Genomic DNA, 18902 nt, shown 5'->3' on the forward strand with positions numbered 1-18902 from the left:
GACTGACGCTGGATCAGAAGCGCGCCCGTAGACCGAGGCGGTAGATCGGCCCCGAGCTCGCATATTGGGTGACCACCGGCGATTCCTGGTAGCCGTAGCGTTCGCTCGGCTGGTTGGTGAGGTTGAGGCCTTCCGCCGTGATCGAGATCGCCTCGGTGATCTGGTAGCTGAGCGACGCATCGATGTTGGTGGTCGAGCGGCTGAACACGAAATCGTTGATCAGCGGGCTGTCGCACGACGTGCCTTCGGTTGCCGGATCGCTCGGCAGCGGGTTGAGGCCCGGGCTGCAATTGCCGGCGGCGATCGGATAGGCGGTGCTGTAGCCCTTGCGATGCGCGACCGAGACTCGCGCCCGGAACTTGTCGGTTTCGTAGTAAAGCGTTCCGTTCAGCGCTTGCGGCGAGACGTTGAGGAACGGCGCCTTGCCGGTCGTCTGGGGCGTGGTTGCAGTGCCCGGATCGAGGATGTAGTTCAGTTCGGACTTGATGTAGGTGTAATTGATCAACGCACCGAAATTCTTGAGGAACCCGGGCAGGAAGGTGAAATCCTGCTGATAGCTGACCTCGATACCGCGCAGATAACCGCCCGGTGCGTCGCGGAACTGGCGGGCCGTGAACGGAGCGTCGGCGTCGATATAGGCGATCTGGTTGGCATTGGTGAATTGCTGCCGCAGCGCCTCGATATTCTCCGCATCGAGGAAGGTCGACAGCGGCGCGGCGTACAGCACGGTCTGCGGGAACGAGCTGATATTCTTCTGGAAGCCGGCAACCGACAGCAGGCCGCCCGGCGCGAAATACCATTCGACGCTGACGTCGATATTGTTGGAATAAAATGGCTTCAGCTTCGGGTTGCCAACGGTCAGCGAACCGCCTTCGAGCGACCCGTTGTTCGGGATCGAGATTGCGGTGATCGACGGGGAAAGATTGCCGAGCAAAGGACGCGACATCACCCGCGATGCCGCGAAGCGCACGAACAGATTGTCGATCGGCTCGTAGTTGAGGTTCATCGACGGCAGGAAGTCGGTATATTTGTTGGTGCCGACGATCGGCCGCCCGGCGGTGGTCCGTCCTTCCGAGCGGACGTCGGTGATCGCCACCCGGGTGCCGAGGTTGCCGCGCAGCGGCCGGCCGGCAATCTCGGTGTTGAAATCCGCCTGCAGGTAGAAAGCGGTGTCCTTCTCCTGGACTCCGAATCCGGCCGAGTTGTTGCGCTTGTCGGTGATCCGCCAATCGCCCCACTTGTTCACGCAATTGCAGGTGAAATCGAACAATTGGTCGAACTTGGCGATGTCGGGGACGTAGAAGCTCGACACGGTACCCTCGGGAACCGTCAAGCCCTGGCCGAACTCGATTACCTTGCCGACATCGGCCGCGCGCGTTCCGGCTTCCTTCAGGGTCGGATTGAGCAGATCGTTGTTGCGCTCGAACTGGCTGGTCTCGAAGCCGAACTTGCGCTGGGTGCCGCCGAACGCGATCGAGAAATTGTCGTCCAGGCGAAGATCGAAATCAGCTTTGAACGCCTCGTAGGTGTTCTTGACGGTGCGCTGGTAGTGGCGGATCGCCGAGAAGCCCTTGACCGTGTCCCAATTGGCCGGATCGGCGGCATCGAAGCCGAAATCGATCACCGGCATCGGATCGTCGCCGCGTTCGTCGTAGATGAACGTGCCGGGGGAATCCATGCGATTGAATTCGACGAGCAGGCCGGTCGACACATTGGTCGAGCGCGATTGCCCGTAGGTCAGGTCGACCTTGAAATCGTCGCTGAACTCGTGGGTCAGGTTGCCGGAAACCTGGCGGAACTCGGTCGTGTAGCTGGCCTGATCGACCGCCGAACGGAAGTCGACGTTGCGCAAAGCAAGATAGTCGGCGACCCCATCGGTCACGTTCGCGTCGAGGACGTCCACGCCCGGGCGGCCGATCAGCGAGCCGCGGAAGGCGAGCCGGTTCGACGACGGAATGTAGCCGACAGAGGCCGGGTTGTTGTAATAATCATAGGGATCGAGGTTGAACGGATTGACGCTGAAGATGTTGGCGTTGGTCGGGGTCACGCCCCCCGGCACCACGGCCGCGGACCCTAACACCGACGGGCCGAGCGCACCGGACTGGTTGAACGCAGTCGCGAAGGCCGGCGTGGTGCCGTACAATTCCTGCCCGCAATCCTGCGCGGGGACGATGTCCGAACCCGCATTGGGAACGCACAGGCCCGGATATAGCGCGCGCGCCGCGCTCGGGGTGAGGCTGCTGCCGGCGGTGTTGTAGACGCTGTTGCTGTTGTTGCGGTTGAGTCCGACCGACGAGATCTGGTTGTTGCGGCTGGTATTCTCGAACCGGGAATAGAGCCCGTCGATGCTCAGCAAGGTGCGGTCTGTGATCCGCCACTGATAGGCTGCGGTGACTCCGATCCGCTCGTTCTTGACGTCCTGCTGCTGCAGGGCGGCAAGCGCGGGAATTCGGACGAGGGAGTCGTTGAGCCGGCCGGTGGTCGAATAGCCGGTCGGATACAGTTTCGCATACGCTTCCGGATTGGAGCCGGTGAGGATTGCGATCGCCTCGGGATTGGTGATCGCGCTTCCGAAGCTGGTGCCCACCGGCGCCGAAAAGCCGGCGCGCTGGGGGAATTCGTTCCCCTGCCACTGGCTGCCACGATAGAGATAGTCCGAGGAGCCGGCGGTGCGGGCATATTGATCGAGCTCGTTCTGCGCCTTGCTGTAGGCGCCCGACACGAGGATGCCCATGCGGCCGTCGAGAAAGCGGGTGGAGGCGAGGCCAGCGACGCGCGGGCTCGTCTTGCCGCTATTCTTTTGATAGCTCGCCTCGGTCGAGATCGCGAACTGGGTGGCCTTGTAGTCGAAGGGCCGGCCGGTGGTCAGATCGATGGTTGCGCCCAGCGACCCTTCGTCCGTTTCCGCCGACGGCGTCTTCTGAACCTTGAGCGAACTGAACAGCTCCGACGCGAACGTGTTGTAGTCGAACGAGCGGCTGCGGTTGGGCGCGGTGCCCGCATCGTTCGCGCCCGCGGTCGAGAGCGCCTCCAGGCCATTGAGACGGGTGCGGTTGAAGTCGCCGCCGAGCCCGCGCACGGTGATCGATCGCCCCTCGCCATTGTCGCGATCGATCGACACGCCGGGGAGGCGCTGCAGCGATTCGGCGAGGTTGGTATCTGGGAAGTCGGCAATGTCCTCGGCGGTTATCGCGTCGACCTGCACGTCGGACATCCGCTTGAGGTTCAAGGCGTTGCGCAGCGATCCGCGGAAGCCGGTAACGACGATCCCTTCTTCGGCCGCGGTCGCTCCCGTATCCTGCTCGGCCGTGCCAACGGTGTCACCGATTGTCGTAGAACTTGCTTGCGTGTCAGCGGTGTCTTCCTGCCCGGTCTCGACCCCCACCTGCGCGAAGGCGGGCGCGGCAGTGAATGCCGCCACGACCAGGGCTGCCGACGAGACGGTGCAAGCAAATGGCGCTTTACGAGCTTGGGTCATCTTCCTCTCCTCTCAGTTGCCGGCTTTGCGCCGGTCGTTGCGAATCAATTGGTAGCGCTACCTTGACACCGGTGTCAACTTAACTCAGACTTTTCTTCAGCAGCAGCCGGGGCCGGTTTCGCGTCCGTTTCCGGCCGCTGCGCAACGTCGTCGAAGCGGCCGGAGAGCCGCCACGATCGGAGGAGATGCAGGTGAGGGACATCAGCCGCCGGACTTTCCTGGGCGCGGCCGGAATCGGGCTGTCGGCAGCCTTCATTCCGTCCGTGCACGCCGCGCCTGTGCTGGCGCCCGTGCCGGACGAGGGCTGGAAGCTGTGGATCGATCGCGCCGCCGATTATGCCGGCGATCGGCTCTACCTGCCGGATGAGGTCGACCTTGCAGCGCTGCCGGTCAACCCGCCGAGCGGGGGCTGGGATGCCTTGTGGGAGGCGCAGGCGCTCGATGTCACGCTGCCGGCGACGGTGGAGGAGCATTCCTGGGGCGCCTTCGGACTGCGGCCCTATACCGGGGACGAATATCGCTATGCGGAGGACGATCCGGTTCCCCAGAACGGCGCCTATCGGGGCGTGTCCTGGTGGTATCGGAGGATCGACATTCCGGCTTCGGCGGCCGGCAAGCGCGTGCTGCTCCACCTTCGAGGCGCGCGTCTAAGAGCGGAAATCTTCCTCAACCAGAGACTGGTCGGCTATTCGATCCTGTCGGAACTGCCGATCCACTGCGATCTGACCGCGGCGATGAAGCCGGGCGGCAGCAACCGTCTGGCAATCCGCATCACCAATCCCGGCGGCCGCTACGATTGGCGCGATTCGACGACGATGGGATGGGGCGCGGTGAAGCTGTTCGCCTCGCATGGCTTCGGCGGCCTCGATCGCGGGATGACGCTTAGTGTTCATCCGCGGGGCGCGCATATCGCCGACGCCTGGGTGCTCAACACGCCCGACCCGCGCGAGGTGACCGCCCATATGGAGGTGGCATTTGCCGGCAAACTCCCGGCGGAACGGACGCTGCGCCGCCGTGCCGCGCTGGCGTTGCTCGATGCGCACGGTCAGGTGCAGCCCGCCGCCGCAACGCTGGAGACCGTGCGTGTAAACGGGCAGGTGGCGACGATCGTGTTCCGGCTGCGTGCCGCAACGGCGACTTTGTGGGATCTCGACCGTCCCGATCTCTATCGTCTGCGCTTCGGATGGGGCGAGGACGTTCGTCTTGCCGAGTTCGGCTTTCGCTGGATCGGCATCGACGGCGTCGGCAGCGACGCAATGCTTCGCCTCAACGGCCGCCGGATCAAGCTCTATTCGGCCATCTCCTGGGGCTATTGGGGCTATAATGGGCTATGGCCGACACCGGAGCTCGCCGCGCGCGAAGTCACGTCGGCGAAGGCGCTGGGCCTCAACTGCCTCCACTTCCATCGCAACGTCGGCAAGGAGGAGGTGTTCGCCGCCCAGAACCGGATGGGACTGCTGCGGGTGATGGAGCCGGGCGGCGGCCGCCATGCGATCGCTCGCGATCTGAAGCCCGGCGAAACCCTGTCGCCGGCGGATCGCTTCAGCCGCGATTTCATGCGCGCCAAATGCGTTGCGATGGCGCGGGCGTTCCGCTCCAATCCGTCGCTCGTCCATTACACGCTGCAGAACGAAATCGGAGCCAATCTCGCCAATCCCGATGTGCAGGCGGTGCTGAAGGCGATTCACGACGCCGATCCGAGCCGGGCGGTGATCCTCAACGACGGCTTCGTCGAACGTGGCGCCGCGCAGGCCATGTACCTGCCCTATGACGAGCATTATCTCCGCTCCGACGTGGAGAAATGGGGCGGCTGGTGGGTCAATCATCAGGGTGCCGGCGACCAATGGTATGACCGCTTCTACCAGTCCAAGGATTCCTACATCCATCGCCAGACGGGCAAGCCGTTCATCGTCGAGTTCGGCGAAATGCAGGGCTGCGCCGTCGCCGACAATCATGCCGGAATCGTCCGCGCGATCGAGGCGCGCGGGGGCAAGGCTTATGACCTAGACGATCATCGCGAGATCCTGCGCGGCACCGAGGCGTTTCTCGATCGCTGGGGCTTCCGCAAGGCGTTTCCGACCGCCGACGCTCTGTATCTCTCGATCGGACGCAAATGCTACGAAGCCTGGGAAAATTATCTCGAGAATATCCGGATCGGGGACGAAGTCGATATCGCCGCGATCAGCGGCTGGGAAACCACCGCGATCGAGAACCATTCGGGAATTGTCGACAATCTCCGCCACTTCAAGGCTGATCCGGAGATCGTCCGCCGGAGCCTGCTCCCGATCCGGCCGTGCGCGAAGCAACGCCGGCTGGTCTACAAACTGGGGGAGCGTGCGCTGGTCGATCTCTATTTGTTCAACGACAGCGGCAGACCGGCGCCCGGGACGCTCATGCTCTCGCTGAGGACACCGGGCGGCGACGAAGAGCCGGTGCAGAGATTCGACGTTCCGACACAGGATCCGGACGTGTTCCGCACGCTCGTCGCGGAGGCCATCGCGCTGCCACCCTTCACCGAAGCCGGCGCATATCGGGTCAAGTTCGTCCACTCCGCTCACCCCGAAGCCGCGTTCGAGCGCGCATTCTGGGCGGTCGGGCCGGGGCCACGGCCGGCCCGCAAGCCGCGCATCGCGGTGTCGGGAATCGCCCAGTCGCTGCGGCGCCAGCTCGAGGCGAGCGGCGTCGCCCAGTTCGAGGAGTTCCGGCCGGGCGCCGCCTATGACGGGATCGTCGCTTCGGGGCTCGCCGCAGACGAGATCGCCCGCCGTCAGATCGGCGAGCAGACGGGCCTTGAGGCCCAACCGGCAAAGGGCGAGACGCCGAAACTCGTGCCCGGCGCTCTGTCCGATGCCGTTCTCGCCGCCGTGAGAGCCGGAACGCCGTTGCTGGCGATGGTGCCCGAAGACGGGCTGGCCGACGGCGTCGCGCGCCAGCTCGCCGGCATCGGACTGTTCCGCTACGAAGGTCAGGTCGGCAATTTGCGGGCTCCGTGGATGGGCAATTGGAACTATCTTCGCGCCCACGCCCTGTTCGCGGGCATTCCCGCCGATCAGGCGACCAGCGTTCTTCACCAGATCGAGGGTCAGCCTTCGAACGGCCTGCTGGTCGAGGGGGAAGGGGTGGAGATCGTGGCCGCCTACAGCCGGGATCACGACCGCAGGAACGGTGCGGCGACACTGATCGCGCGCAGCGGCGGCATGCGCGTGCTGGTCCATCGCCTGCCGGACATGGTTGCGCCGCTGCAGCATCGCTTCGTTGAAAATGCCGTGCATTGGCTGGCCGCCGGTGCCTGACGCACTTCTCTGCTTCGAAAGGTTTTCCATGAAACGCGTATCGACCGCGATCCTGATCGCTCTTGCCGTGACTGCCGGGCCGAGCCCGGCGCGGGTGGTCGGCACCGCCACGTCCGCCGCGCCGGTGACGGCGGATCGGATCGCTGCACTGCCGGCCACGGAGCAGACGCAGTGGCGCGCCTATCTCGCCCGCTCGCAGGCCCTGATGGCGGCGGACAAGGCCGCTTTGGCCGCGGAGCAGCGACAGGCCGGGGGCGCGATACGGCCGGACCGGCCGCATGGCGGCGGCGACGGCATGCCGCTCGACCGTGACGATTCCTACTACCGCTCGGCGGAGGCGCGTGCGATCGCGGACAACATCGTCAGCTTCCAGACTCCGGCCGGAGGCTGGGGCAAGAACCAGAACCGGGCCGGACCGCCGCGGGCGCGCGGGGAGGGATGGGCGATCGTCGAGCGCCTGCCGACCTATGCGGCGGGTGACATCCAGGCCGCCGATGACCGCTGGGCCTATGTCGGCACGATCGACAATGGCGCGACCACGACCGAGCTTCGCTTCCTCGGCCGGGTCCAGGCTCAGCATCCCGGCCGGGGCGGCGACGCCTACCGCGCCGCCTTCCTCAAGGGTCTACGGTATCTGCTCACCGCCCAGTATCCGAATGGCGGCTGGCCCCAGGTCTACCCCCTGCAGGGCGGCTATCATGATGCGATCACCTACAATGACAACGCCCTCGTCGAGGTCACGCGATTGCTGGCGGAAGTCGGCGCCGTCGGCGCGTCCCACGCCTTCGTGCCGGTCGGCCTCGCCGCCGAGGCGCGCATCGCCGCGGACAAGGCGGTCAGCGTGCTGCTCCGCAGCCAGGTGGTGGTGAACGGCCGGCGTACCGTCTGGGCGCAGCAGCATGATGCGCTGACGCTGGCGCCGGTCGGTGCGCGCGCGTTCGAGCCGATCGCGCTGTCCACCGCCGAAAGCGCCGGGATCCTGCGCTTCCTGATGGAACAGCCGAAGCCATCACCGGAAATGATCGCTGCGGTGGAGAGCGGCATCGCCTGGCTGCGATCGCATGGCCTGCGCGACGTCGAGTGGAGCCGGTCGGACGCACGGCTGGTCTCGAAACCGGGCGCCGGACCGATCTGGGCACGCCTCTACGATGTCCGAACGTTCAAGCCGGTGTTCGGGGACCGCGACCGCAAGGTCTATGACGACGTCGGCGAGATCAGCACCGAACGCCGCCGCGGCTACAGTTGGTTCAACACCGCGCCGGCCGCAGCGATCGCCCGTTTCCAGAAATGGAAGCCCGGCGCCGCGCGCTGATGCTTCCCTTCGGAGCAAGATTGGACGACCGCATGAAGCCTCTCCTCGTAGCGCTCTGCATTGCCGGTAGTTTGCTGATCTCGGCGGCGGCACCGGCCGCAGCCCGCGACCTGATCGTGTCCTCAAACCAGACCGGCGCTTACCGCAGCGTCCAGGCGGCGATCGATGCGCTTCCGTCGGGTGGCGGAATCATCCGCATCGCGCCGGGGACGTGGCGCGAAAAGCTGACGATCGACCGTCCGCGCGTCACTCTGATCGGCACGGGGGAGGGGCCGGCGGCGACCATCCTCGTCTACGGCGATTCTGCGAAGAGCGCCGGGGGCACGTTCAACTCGGCGACACTGACGGCCAGCGGCGACGATCTTCGCATCGCCAATCTCACCATCCAGAACGATTGGTGGCTGGTGCCAGGCAATCCACCGTCACAGGCGGTGGCGCTATCGCTGACCGGAGACCGCGCCGTCCTGACCCGCGTCCGCCTGCTCGGGCATCAGGACACGCTCTTCACCAACAAGGGGAAGGGCGGCCGGATGGCGCGCCACTATTTCTCAAATTGCTACATCGAAGGGCATGTCGATTTCATCTTCGGCAATGCGAAGAGTTACTTCCACGACTGCCGGCTTCACGGGCTGGCCCATTCGGACGTCTGGTACACCGCGCAGAGCCGCGCGTCGGCCGACGAAGACAGCGGCTATGTGTTCGATCGCTGCCGGCTCACCGCCGATCCGGCTGCCCGCAACATCTCGCTCGGCAGGCCCTGGCGGGACCATGCCCGGGTCATCTTCCTGCGCACGAGGATGGACGCACAGGTGATGCCCGAGGGCTGGCGCGAATGGTATCCAGGCACGTCCAAACGCCTTCCGACGACCGATTATGCCGAATACGCATCGTCGGGGCGCGGCGCAGCGCCCGCGGCGCGCGCCGCGCCATCGCGCCAGCTGACCCGGAAGGAGGCCGCCACGTGGTCGGCGCGCTCCTTCTTCAACGGCGACGCGGACTGGATCGCAGCCGGATTGAAAGCCCTTCGCTGAAGGCGCGAGGTCCGGGAGCGTTACCGCTCGTCAGGCGGGCTTGTTCAGCGCGTGGCCGCGGTCTGGGTCGTTCCGACAGCGCATTTCTCGCGCAGCTGGTTCTTCTTGTCCCAGCATTCCGGACCGAGCGGCGGCAATGTCGGCACGCGGATGGCGTAAGGATTGTAGACGAGGGCGGGTTCCTGCGCGGCGGCAAGGCTGTTGCGCAGCTCGCGCATGCGGGATTGTCCGAGCGCGTAGAGCTGGCCCTTGGGGGTGGCCAGCGCCTGCTTGGCGATGTCGCTCGCCACCTGGCAGAAACCGAGCTGCCCCTGAAGCGTCGAGAAATTGTTGTACGTCATCGTCGAGTAATCGTCGAACAGCTTCTGGCCCTTGGCACCATGAACACGTTTGAAATAGCCGTTCAGCGTCGTGTAGGCGCTCGCCAATTCCGGGGCGTGATGGGCAAGGATGCCGTTATAGTTGCTGACCGAGCGCAGATAGGGCGCGAACTGGCATTGGAGCGCGGCGACGTTGAGCCCGGACCGCAAGTTCCACAGGAGATGTGCGCGATATTCGGCAGGGGTCGCCCCCGGGATCGGCAGACCGACCAGGGGATCGCTCGGATCGATCGGACCCGGTTTGAAATCGGGCGGACTGAAGAACATCTGGGCCGAGGCTGCCGTCGACAGGCTGCCCGCCACGAGGGCAGCGAGGGCGAGACCGAATTTGGCCGCGCTACCGACGACCCGGATTTTCGTGTTGATACGCATCGACCCCGAGCTCCCAACTTAAAGCATGCCGCCGCGGAATCTGGCAGTAATTTCCGCGAAAAGCATGCGACAACAAAGACCTAGAGCGGTGCGTGCGATTCTTCAATCGCCCGCGTGGCCCTGGTCGACCAATTCTAACATCGCGCCGCCGCCACTCCATCCAGCGTAGCGAGGGTCCGTCCCGCAGGCGGCACGGTTCACCACCTAGGCGCTAATCGACTGAGGTGGAAGCGCTTTGCACTCGCAATCCGGCTCGTGAATGTCGGCCATTCGGACCCTGCTCGCGGCGTAGGCCGCCCCGGCTGAACGGAACCGAAACGCGGCGATGCGCAGCATTGGGCCGTCATGAGAAAAGGGCCGCCCGGTTGCCCGGACGGCCCTTTTCCGAAAGGCTGTTGCCAGCCGGCAATTACATGCCGGTGGTGTTGCCCGTGCCGGTGCCGGTGTTGCCGGTCGCGTCGAGAGCGCCGGTGCCGGTGTTGCCGGTGGTGGTCTCGGTGCCGGTGGCGTTGAGATCGGTGCTGACGTTCGTGTCCAGGGTGCCGAGGTTGGCATCCGTGGCGTTGACGGCGTCGACGCCGGTCATGTCACCGGTGTTCATCAGGCCTTCGTCGGTGATGTTGCCGGCGGCGGTGTTGTTCTCGGCAGCGGTTTCACCACCGCCGCAGGCGGCGACGAGGAGGGCCGCACCGAGTACCGAACCGGTCATCACTTTCTTGAAGAGGTCACGCATTCCAGAAACTCCCTAGTTGACGATTTGGACGGGATGGCCCCTTTTTTGCCAAATCAGTTGCACACATTAAACGGAAAGAAGGTGGCTCTCAACCCTTCTCAGTCCCTCCCTCGAGAGAGGCCAGAAAACGCGAAAGCCGCTGCCGCAGTGCCAGATCGAAACGTTCGGGTCGGCAAGACACTCCCATTTCGCCGAGGCTGGACACCGGGAACTCGGCAATACCGCACGGCACTATGCCTGAAAAGTGGGAAAGTTCCGGCGACAGATTGACCGAAAATCCGTGCAAGGTCACCCAGCGCCGGACGCGAACGCCGATCGCGCCGACTTTCGCTTCCGTCCCATTGAGGTCCGCCCAGATGCCGATCCGCCCCGCAGCGCGGTGCGCCTCGACCCCAAGATCCGCAAGCGTGTCGATGATCCAGCCCTCGAGCGCGTGGACATAGCAGCGCACGTCCCGCCCGCGGCGATCGAGATCGAGCATGACGTAGCCGACCCGTTGCCCGGGCCCATGATAGGTGTAGCGGCCGCCGCGTCCGGCTTCGTGGACGGGGAAGCCCATCGGATTGAACAGTTCGGCCGGATCGGCGCTGGTGCCCGCCGTGAACAGAGGCGGGTGTTCGAGCAGCCAGATCATCTCCTTCGCCTCGCCGCGGCGGATCGCGGAGGCGCGCTCTTCCATCTCGGCCAGCGCTTCGGAATAGGGGGTGAGGCCAGGGCTAACCCGCCACTCGATGTCTTCATGCGCGATCATGAGCCGCCCATCGACGAGTGGCGCCCCCGCTTCAACCCTTTGCGTGCGTCCCGGCAGTCGCTATTCGTCCAGCGCAGCTTTGGAAGGGTCATCGATGAAGTTCTCGTACAGCGCAATTTGGGACGACACGGTTGCGCTGATCCGCGCTCACGGATCACTGATCGCCGCGCTGGCCGGCGTGTTCATCTTCCTGCCCTCGCTGCTGCTGGCCTACCTGCTGCCGCAGCCGGTCGCGACCGAGCCCGGGCAGTTGATCGCGCTGATGTCGGAATATCTGCGTGCGAACTGGATGTGGCTGCTGCTCGAGAATCTGCTCAACATGATCGGAGCGATCGCGATCCTCCGCCTTGCCTTGCACGAGGGATCGTCGACGGTGGCGGGCGTTATTGGTGCCGCCTTCGCTCTGCTGCCTTTCTATTTCCTTGCCTCATTGCTGTCCTCGATCCTGATCGGCATCGGGTTCGCGCTGCTGATCGTGCCCGGCCTGTATCTTGTCGGCCGACTGACGCCCTTGGGCGCGGTGATCGTCGCCGAGGACCGGCGCAACCCGATCGATGCACTCCGTCGCAGCTTCGAGGTGACGAAGGGGCGTGGCTGGGCGATCTTCGGTCTGGTCCTGGTGGTGGCGATCGCAGGCATCATCGTCACCGTCGTGATCAACAATCTGTTCGGCGCGCTCTTCCTGATCGTCGCGGGCAAGGACCTGGGATTGTTCCTGACCCTGGTTCTCGCCTCCGCCACCGGTGCGGCGTTCGTGGCGCTGCTCGCGACGCTTTATGCCGCCATCTACCGCAATGTCGCGGGCGGCTCGTCAGCCAAGGTCTTCCAGTAGGGGGATTTGCGGCGCCACGTCCTTCGGCAGCACGCCGATCAGGCGTGGATCCGGGAAGCTTTCAAAGGCGCGCCGTCGGGGTTCGAAGCCGGCCTTCAGGTAAGAAGGCAGGGCGGCCGGATGATCGAGGCTGCAGGTATTGACCTTCAGCCGGGTGATTCCGGGACGCCAGGCGAGCGCAAGCAATTGCCCGAAGAGCCACTTGCCGTGACCCTTGCCGGCGAGTTCGGGGACGAGGCCCAGAAAGCGGATCAGGCAATCGCCGGGTTCGGAAAAGTCGAGCTCGATCATGCCGACCTCGATGCCGCGGTCGGTGACCGTCCAGAGCTCGTCGATGGCGGCGCGGAGCGCGGAATCGTCCATCAGCAGGCGCGAATACCACAGCCAGCGCCCGCCGACGCGGCGGAACAGGGTGCGGTATCTCTCAGGGTCCGGCGCGCACCAGCGCTCGAGGCGCAGCGGTGAGGATGGGAGCGCGCGGACCGGCGGGCGCTTCGTCATTTCCAGATAGGTGACGACGGCACCGACATGCTCGGCGGGCAAATGGGTCAGCATGGCCGCCGCCCCCGCATTTCGCTCATGCCCATGTCGCGAGCGGCGGCAGGCTCATCAGGATCGCATCGACATTGCCGCCGGTCTTGAGCCCGAACAACGTGCCGCGGTCGTAGATCAGGTTGAACTCGGCGTAGCGACCGCGCCATTCGAGCTGCCGCGCCTTGTCCGCATCGGTGAACGGAGTCTCCATCCGGCGCCGGACCAGGCGCGGGAAGATGTCCAGAAAGGCTTCGCCGACGTCGCGGGTGAACGCGAACGTGCCCTCGAACGGCCCTTCCAAATGATCGTAGAAGATCCCGCCGACGCCGCGATGAACCTGGCGATGGGGAATGTAGAAATAATCGTCCGCCCAGTTGCTGAACTTTTCGTAGAAAGTGGGGTCGTGGGCCGCGCAGGCGGCGCGGAGCCTCGCGTGAAAATCCGCCGTATCCTCTTCATAGGGAATGGGAGGATTGAGATCGGCCCCGCCGCCGAACCAGCGCCTTGTGGTGCACAGGAAGCGGGTGTTCATGTGGACCGCGGGGACGTGCGGATTGGCCATGTGGGCGACCAGGCTGATCCCCGTCGCGAAGAAGCTCGGATCCTCGGCGGCACCGTGGATCGTCTTTGCGAAATCGGGATTGAACGTGCCGCCGACAGTGGAGACGTTGACTCCGACCTTTTCGAACACGCGGCCCTTCATCAGCCCGCGGACCCCGCCGCCGCCGGGCGCGCCCGCGTCGTCGGTACGATCCCACCGGCGATAGTCGAATCGCGCGTCGCTTCCCGCTTCGGCTTCGATCGCCTCGAATTCGGCGCAGATGCGGTCGCGCAGCGATTCGAACCATGTCCGGGCCGCCTGCTGTTCGTCGTCCAGCTCGATCATCGCGGATATCCGTTCGTCTGTCTCAGGGCTTCGGCAAGTCCGATGCCCGCAGCCACGGCCAGATTCAAGGAGCGCGTGCCTGCCGCCTGCGGGATCCGCACCCTGAGCGCGGCGGCGGCGTGGACCTCCGGCGGCACTCCGGCGCTTTCCGACCCAAACAGCAGAATGTCGCCGGGGGCGAAGCGGGCCTGGGGAAGGGGGTCGGCGCCCGCGGTGGTGAACAGCACCAGGCGCTCCGAAAGCCCGCCAGCGAAGGCCGCCCATGACGCGTGGCGGGTCACGGCCGCCATTTCGGCATAGTCCATGCCAGCACGTTTGAGCGCGCGGTCGGAGAAGGGAAAGCCGCACGGCTCGATGATATCGACGGGGGTGGCGAGGCATGCGGCAAGACGGAGGATGGTGCCGACATTGCCCGCCTGATCGGGTTGATGGAGGGCGATGCGCATGGTGGGTCCTTAATATGGCACTTCGCGCATTCACAAGGCGTTCAAAATCGCTGTTGGCAAAGAGGCTTCCACCCGTCTATCAGGCCCGCCAAGTCGTCTCGGTGGGCCCGTGTGCCCGTTGCGGCGGCGCGTCTGCGAGAAGGCCTTCCGCCCGACGGGCACGGACGGTATTCCTGCATGTCCAACGTTCGAACCGCTGAAGGATAATATGGCGACGGTTGAACATAGCGATGGGATGCTGGCGACTGCTCCCGACGGTGGCGTACGCCGCCGCGATTTCATCAATATCGCCGCGGTGAGCGCCGCCGGCGTCGGCGCCGCCGCCACCCTCTACCCCCTGATCAACCAGATGAACCCGGCGGCGGATACGCTCGCTCTGGCATCGATCGAGGTCGATGTGTCGGCAATTCAGCCCGGGCAGGCGATCAAGACGATCTTCCGCAAGCAGCCTTTGTTCGTGCGGCATCTGACGCCCGCCGAGATCCAGGCGGCCAATGCGGTATCGACCGGCGAGCTGCGCGATCCGCAAACGCTGGCGGAACGCACGCAGGAGGGCAAAGCGGAGTGGCTGGTGACGATGGGCGTTTGCACCCATCTCGGATGCGTGCCGCTCGGCGCCGCCGAGGGTGAGAACAAGGGCGCGTTCGGCGGTTATTTCTGCCCGTGCCACGGTTCGCATTACGACACGGCCGGACGAATCCGCAAAGGCCCGGCTCCAAAGAATCTCGAGGTTCCGGCCTACAAGTTCGCATCCGATACCGTGATCACCGTCGGCGAGGTGGCATAAGATGAGCTTCCCATGGGCTGAGCCCTATCAACCCAAGAATGGCCTGACGCGCTGGTTCGACGAGCGCCTGCCGCTCCCGCGCCTCGTCTACGGCGCCATCGGCGGCGGTTATCCGGTGCCGCGCAACCTCAATTATTTCTGGAATTTCGGCGTTCTCGCCGGATTGGCCCTGACCGTACAGATCGTCACCGGGATCATCCTGGCGATGCATTATGTGCCCTATGGCGACGCCGCCTTCCTGTCGGTGGAGCGCATCATGCGCGACGTTCCGCAAGGCTGGCTGCTGCGCTACGCGCACGCCAACGGCGCCAGCTTCTTCTTCATGGTCACCTACATCCACATCTTCCGCGGCCTTTACTACGGATCGTACAAGGCGCCGCGCGAACTCGTGTGGATGCTCGGTCTCGTCATCCTGCTGCTGATGATGGCTACGGCGTTCATGGGCTATGTGCTTCCCTGGGGGCAGATGAGCTTCTGGGGCGCCAAGGTGATCACCGGCCTGTTCGGGGCGATCCCGTTCGTCGGCGAGCCGGTGCAACAATGGCTGCTCGGCGGCTTCGCGCCCGACCAGCCGACGCTGAACCGCTTCTTCTCGCTCCATTACCTGCTGCCGTTCGTGATTGCGGGCGTTATCGTCCTGCACATCTGGGCGCTGCACATCCCGGGATCGAGCAACCCCACCGGCGTGGAAGTGAAGTCGGCGCAGGACACGATCCCGTTCCATCCCTTCTACACCGCGAAGGACGGCTTCGGCGTCGGCGTGTTCATGCTGCTGTTCGCGCTCCTCACCTTCTACGCGCCAAACTATCTGGGCCATGCCGACAATTACATTCCGGCCAACCCGCTCTCGACCCCGGCGCACATCGTTCCGGAATGGTATTTCTGGCCGTTCTACGCGATCCTGCGCGCTTTCACGGTGGACTTCATCCTGCCTGCGAAGCTGTGGGGCGTCATCGCGATGTTCGCGGCGATCCTGCTCCTCTTCTTCCTGCCGTGGATCGATCGCTCGCCGGTGCGCTCGGGCAATTACCGCCCGCGCTTCCGCCAGTTCTTCTGGATCCTGATTCTCGATCTTCTGGTGCTCGGCTATGTCGGCGGGCAACCTGCGGAAGAACCGTTCGTGATGATCAGCCAGCTGGCCACGATTTACTATTTTGCCCACTTCCTGATTATCCTGCCGATCCTGTCGGCGGTCGAGCGTACCCTGCCTTTGCCCAATTCCATCTCGGAATCGGTACTGCACGGCGAGGACAAGGAAGCGGCTCCGGCCGATCTGAGCGGGCTCCGTCCCGCGGCCGCGGAATAAGGGGAAAGACGCGTCATGGTTCGTCTCATTGCCTTTCTGGTCGGCCTCGGCTTCGTTGTCGTCGCGGGCTGGTCGCTCGGCAACGGCGTGGTGGCGTACGCCACCCAGCCGCAGGAGGAGAGCGTCGAGCACCGCTTCCACCTGTCGCCGAAGCACGTCGACTTCTCGTTCAACGGCCCCTTCGGCAAATATGACCGGCAGCAGCTCCAGCGCGGCTTCCAGGTGTTCAAGGAGGTCTGCGCGTCCTGCCACTCGCTGTCGCTGGTCGCGTTCCGCAACCTCGAGGAAATCGGCTATAACGAAGCCGAGGTGAAGGCGATCTCCAATCAGTGGCAGATCGAGGTCCCCTCGGTGGATCCGAAGACCGGTGAAGCCTCCACCCGCAAGGGCACGCCGGCCGATCACTTCCCGAGCCCGTATCTGAACGAGGTCGCGGCCCGTGCAGCCAACAACAATGCGCTTCCGCCCGATCTCTCGCTGATCACCAAGGCGCGTCACGACGGACCGGCTTATGTCTATTCGTTGCTGACCGGCTACCGCAACCCGCCGGCGGATCTTCCGGCCGACAGCCGCCCGGGTGAGGGGCTCCACTACAATCCCTATTTCGCGAACCTGAACATCGCGATGCCGCCGCCGCTGACCGGCGACGGGCAGGTGACCTACGCCGACGGCACCAAGCCGACCCAGGATCAGGTTGCCAAGGACATCTCGGCCTTCCTCGCCTGGACGGCGGAGCCGCGGCTCGAGAACCGCCACCGTGCGGGCCTTGCCGTGGTGCTGTTCCTGCTGTTCGCGACGGTGCTTTCCTACCTTGCCTACCAGAATGTCTGGCACACGGCGAAGCGGAAGGTCCGTCACACCGGCCCGCTGGATCCGGAGAATATGGCGAAACGCGACGCGGCCAACCGCGAAGCCGGCGTCAACCTCTAAGCCTTCAGGAAAGGCCCCCCTCCCGGACCGGGAGGGGGGCCTTTTTCTTTTGAGCGCCCTGTTAGGGACCGAGCCACGATGTCTTGCGCCAACGACGATCTGAAAGCACTGATCAGGACGATCCCGGATTTTCCCAAGCCCGGCATCCAGTTCCGCGACGTCACCACCCTGCTGCTCGATGCCACGGGCTTCGCGGCGGCGATCGACCGGCTGGCTGAAAGTCTGCCGGTAAAGCCGGACCTCGTCGCCGGGATCGAGGCGCGCGGCTTCGTCGTCGGTGCCGCGCTCGCCCAGCGGCTCGGCACCGGCCTGCTGCTGGTGCGCAAGCACGGCAAGCTCCCAGGCGAGACGATCGCTGAGGAATATGCTCTCGAATATGGCACCGACCGGCTGGCTATCCATGTCGATGCCTGCGCGCCGGGCGCCGACATCCTGATCGCCGACGATCTGATCGCCACCGGCGGCACGGCGCTGGCGACGGTTCGCCTGCTCCGGCGCACCGGCGCAAGGGTCACCGGCGCTGCCTTCCTTGTCGATCTTCCCGATCTCGGCGGTGCTGATCGGTTGCGCGCCGAGGAACTGCGCGTACACAGCCTGATGGCGTTCGAAGGCGACTGAAGCGGTTGTTCCGCCTGAGGAACTTGCAGGAAGTCTTCTCGTTTTCAGCGGGTTACGGTTAAGCCGCCGTTCAAGCCCCAGGGCCGACGTTCGCGGTATTCACTTTATCCGTTCGGGAGAGCCGCAATGTCCTGGTCCCGTCTTCGTATTCCCCTTCTCGCACTTGCCGGTGCCATGGGCCTGTCCGCCTGCAGTACCGACGAATATGGCTATGGCGGGCTCTCGCTCGGCTATGGCGCCGCTTATGACGATTACGGCTATGGCTATGGCGGGGGCTACGGCGACCCCTGGTATGGCTGGTACGACAATTATTATTATCCGGGCACCGGCTATTACATCTACGATCGCCGGGGCGGACGGCACCAATGGAGCGACAATCACCGCCGCTACTGGGAAGGCCGGCGCGGCCGTTGGGGCGGACGTGACTGGAACGACAATCGCTGGTCGCGTTGGGACGGATATCGCCGCCCTCAACGCTCGGACCGTCGCGAATGGCGCGAGGATCGGCGCGAATGGCGTGAGGATCGCGGAGAATTGCGGGAAAATGCCCGCAATTATCGCCAGGATCGCCGCCAGGACAGGCGTGCCTTTCGCACCGACCGCCAAGCCGATCGCGGCGCATTGCAGCGTGGCGAAGTAACTCGGCAGCAGTTCCGCCAGGAGCGACGACAGGACAGGCAGCAATTCCGTCAGGAGCGGCGCCAGGACGGCCGCTCGTTCCGCCAGCAGAACCGGCGAGACCGGCGGGACTGATCAGACCGGACGGCGGCGCATCAGCACGATCGACGTGAAGGTGAGAACCGGCACGCCGTCCTGGTTGGTGACGGTCGTCGCCGATCGGATCGAGCCGATCTCGGGCTTGCTGCGCGACGGCCGCACCTCGACGATCTTCGAGGAGACGTGCAACGTGTCGCCGGGATAGACGGGCTTCAGCCAGCGCAGCTCGTCGATGCCGGGCGAGCCGAGCCCGGCTTGCTCGGTCTCGACGACCTTGCGGGCGATCACGCCCATCACCATCGCACAGCTGTGCCAGCCGCTCGCCGCCAGTCGGCCGAAATGGGTCTTGGCCGCAGCCTCGTCGGAGAGGTGGAAGGGCTGGGGATCGTATCTCCGCGCGAACTCGATGACTTCGTCGCGGTCGACTTCGCAGCTGCCGAAATAGGTTTCGGTGCCGACCTCCAGATCGTCGAGATAGATCATCGTGCCCCCTCAG

Annotated in this window: 17 protein-coding genes; 9 read left to right on the top strand and 8 right to left on the bottom strand. The window is 64.9% G+C overall.

Annotated features, from left to right (window positions below):
• Nucleotides 1-13: 13 nt before the first annotated feature.
• The gene (locus C7I55_RS19890; protein WP_106514779.1) at nt 14-3478 is read right to left on the bottom strand and encodes a TonB-dependent receptor; all 3465 of its coding nucleotides are present in this window, start codon (nt 3476-3478) and stop codon (nt 14-16) included.
• A gap of 191 nt (nt 3479-3669) precedes the next feature.
• On the opposite strand from C7I55_RS19890, the gene C7I55_RS19895 reads away from it, so the two are divergent.
• From C7I55_RS19895 to C7I55_RS19905, 3 genes are read left to right on the top strand one after another with little or no spacing between them, the layout of a single operon-like run.
• Nucleotides 3670-6771, top strand: a complete 3102-nt coding sequence (locus C7I55_RS19895; RefSeq protein WP_199192947.1) for a sugar-binding domain-containing protein — start codon at nt 3670-3672, stop codon at nt 6769-6771.
• A 28-nt stretch (nt 6772-6799) separates the two neighbouring features.
• Complete coding sequence (gene pelA, locus C7I55_RS19900; RefSeq protein ID WP_233222318.1) at nt 6800-8083, top strand: pectate lyase; 1284 nt, start codon at nt 6800-6802, stop codon at nt 8081-8083.
• A 32-nt stretch (nt 8084-8115) separates the two neighbouring features.
• A complete protein-coding gene (locus tag C7I55_RS19905; RefSeq protein WP_106514948.1) occupies nt 8116-9114 on the top strand; it encodes a pectinesterase family protein in 999 nt (332 codons plus the stop codon).
• Nucleotides 9115-9158: 44 nt separating this feature from the next.
• Here C7I55_RS19905 and C7I55_RS19910 read toward each other — a convergent pair whose 3' ends face one another.
• The 3 genes from C7I55_RS19910 to lipB form a co-directional block, all read right to left on the bottom strand.
• Nucleotides 9159-9866 (bottom strand): hypothetical protein, encoded by a 708-nt coding sequence (locus C7I55_RS19910; protein WP_106514781.1) that lies wholly within the window; start codon nt 9864-9866, stop codon nt 9159-9161.
• Nucleotides 9867-10275: 409 nt separating this feature from the next.
• The gene (locus tag C7I55_RS19920; RefSeq protein ID WP_199192949.1) at nt 10276-10599 is read right to left on the bottom strand and encodes a hypothetical protein; all 324 of its coding nucleotides are present in this window, start codon (nt 10597-10599) and stop codon (nt 10276-10278) included.
• A gap of 88 nt (nt 10600-10687) precedes the next feature.
• Nucleotides 10688-11350 (bottom strand): lipoyl(octanoyl) transferase LipB, encoded by a 663-nt coding sequence (lipB, locus tag C7I55_RS19925; RefSeq protein ID WP_106514782.1) that lies wholly within the window; start codon nt 11348-11350, stop codon nt 10688-10690.
• Between the two features lie 94 nt (nt 11351-11444).
• Between lipB and C7I55_RS19930 the strand changes: the two genes are divergently transcribed.
• Entirely contained in the window at nt 11445-12182 is a 738-nt protein-coding gene (locus C7I55_RS19930; RefSeq protein WP_106514783.1) for a hypothetical protein, read from the top strand.
• Here the strand turns inward: C7I55_RS19930 and C7I55_RS19935 are convergent.
• From C7I55_RS19935 to C7I55_RS19945, 3 genes are read right to left on the bottom strand one after another with little or no spacing between them, the layout of a single operon-like run.
• Complete coding sequence (locus tag C7I55_RS19935; protein WP_106514784.1) at nt 12162-12737, bottom strand: GNAT family N-acetyltransferase; 576 nt, start codon at nt 12735-12737, stop codon at nt 12162-12164. The genes C7I55_RS19930 and C7I55_RS19935 overlap by 21 nt on opposite strands.
• A 22-nt stretch (nt 12738-12759) precedes the next feature.
• A complete protein-coding gene (gene hemF, locus C7I55_RS19940; RefSeq protein ID WP_106514785.1) occupies nt 12760-13602 on the bottom strand; it encodes an oxygen-dependent coproporphyrinogen oxidase in 843 nt (280 codons plus the stop codon).
• Nucleotides 13599-14048 (bottom strand): tRNA (cytidine(34)-2'-O)-methyltransferase, encoded by a 450-nt coding sequence (locus C7I55_RS19945; protein ID WP_106514786.1) that lies wholly within the window; start codon nt 14046-14048, stop codon nt 13599-13601. Before C7I55_RS19945 ends, hemF begins: the two co-directional genes overlap by 4 nt.
• Nucleotides 14049-14256: 208 nt before the next feature.
• On the opposite strand from C7I55_RS19945, the gene petA reads away from it, so the two are divergent.
• The 5 genes from petA to C7I55_RS19970 all read left to right on the top strand — a co-directional run bounded on the left by petA (nt 14257) and on the right by C7I55_RS19970 (nt 18442).
• Complete coding sequence (petA, locus tag C7I55_RS19950) at nt 14257-14835, top strand: ubiquinol-cytochrome c reductase iron-sulfur subunit (protein ID WP_106514787.1); 579 nt, start codon at nt 14257-14259, stop codon at nt 14833-14835.
• Nucleotide 14836: 1 nt separating this feature from the next.
• Nucleotides 14837-16141 (top strand): cytochrome b, encoded by a 1305-nt coding sequence (locus tag C7I55_RS19955; RefSeq protein WP_106514788.1) that lies wholly within the window; start codon nt 14837-14839, stop codon nt 16139-16141.
• Between the two features lie 15 nt (nt 16142-16156).
• Nucleotides 16157-17071: a cytochrome c1 gene (locus tag C7I55_RS19960; protein WP_106514789.1), complete on the top strand. Its 915-nt coding sequence runs from the start codon at nt 16157-16159 to the stop codon at nt 17069-17071.
• A gap of 78 nt (nt 17072-17149) precedes the next feature.
• Complete coding sequence (locus C7I55_RS19965) at nt 17150-17689, top strand: adenine phosphoribosyltransferase (protein ID WP_106514790.1); 540 nt, start codon at nt 17150-17152, stop codon at nt 17687-17689.
• 126 nt (nt 17690-17815) lie between these two features.
• Nucleotides 17816-18442, top strand: coding sequence for a hypothetical protein (locus C7I55_RS19970; protein WP_106514791.1), 627 nt, complete (start codon nt 17816-17818; stop codon nt 18440-18442).
• Here C7I55_RS19970 and C7I55_RS19975 read toward each other — a convergent pair whose 3' ends face one another.
• Nucleotides 18443-18889: a MaoC family dehydratase gene (locus C7I55_RS19975; RefSeq protein WP_106514792.1), complete on the bottom strand. Its 447-nt coding sequence runs from the start codon at nt 18887-18889 to the stop codon at nt 18443-18445.
• Between the last annotated feature and the right edge of the window lie 13 nt (nt 18890-18902).

Origin of the sequence: Allosphingosinicella deserti (genome assembly GCF_003012735.1) — a bacterium.
GTDB classification, from domain to species: Bacteria; Pseudomonadota; Alphaproteobacteria; order Sphingomonadales; family Sphingomonadaceae; genus Allosphingosinicella; species Allosphingosinicella deserti.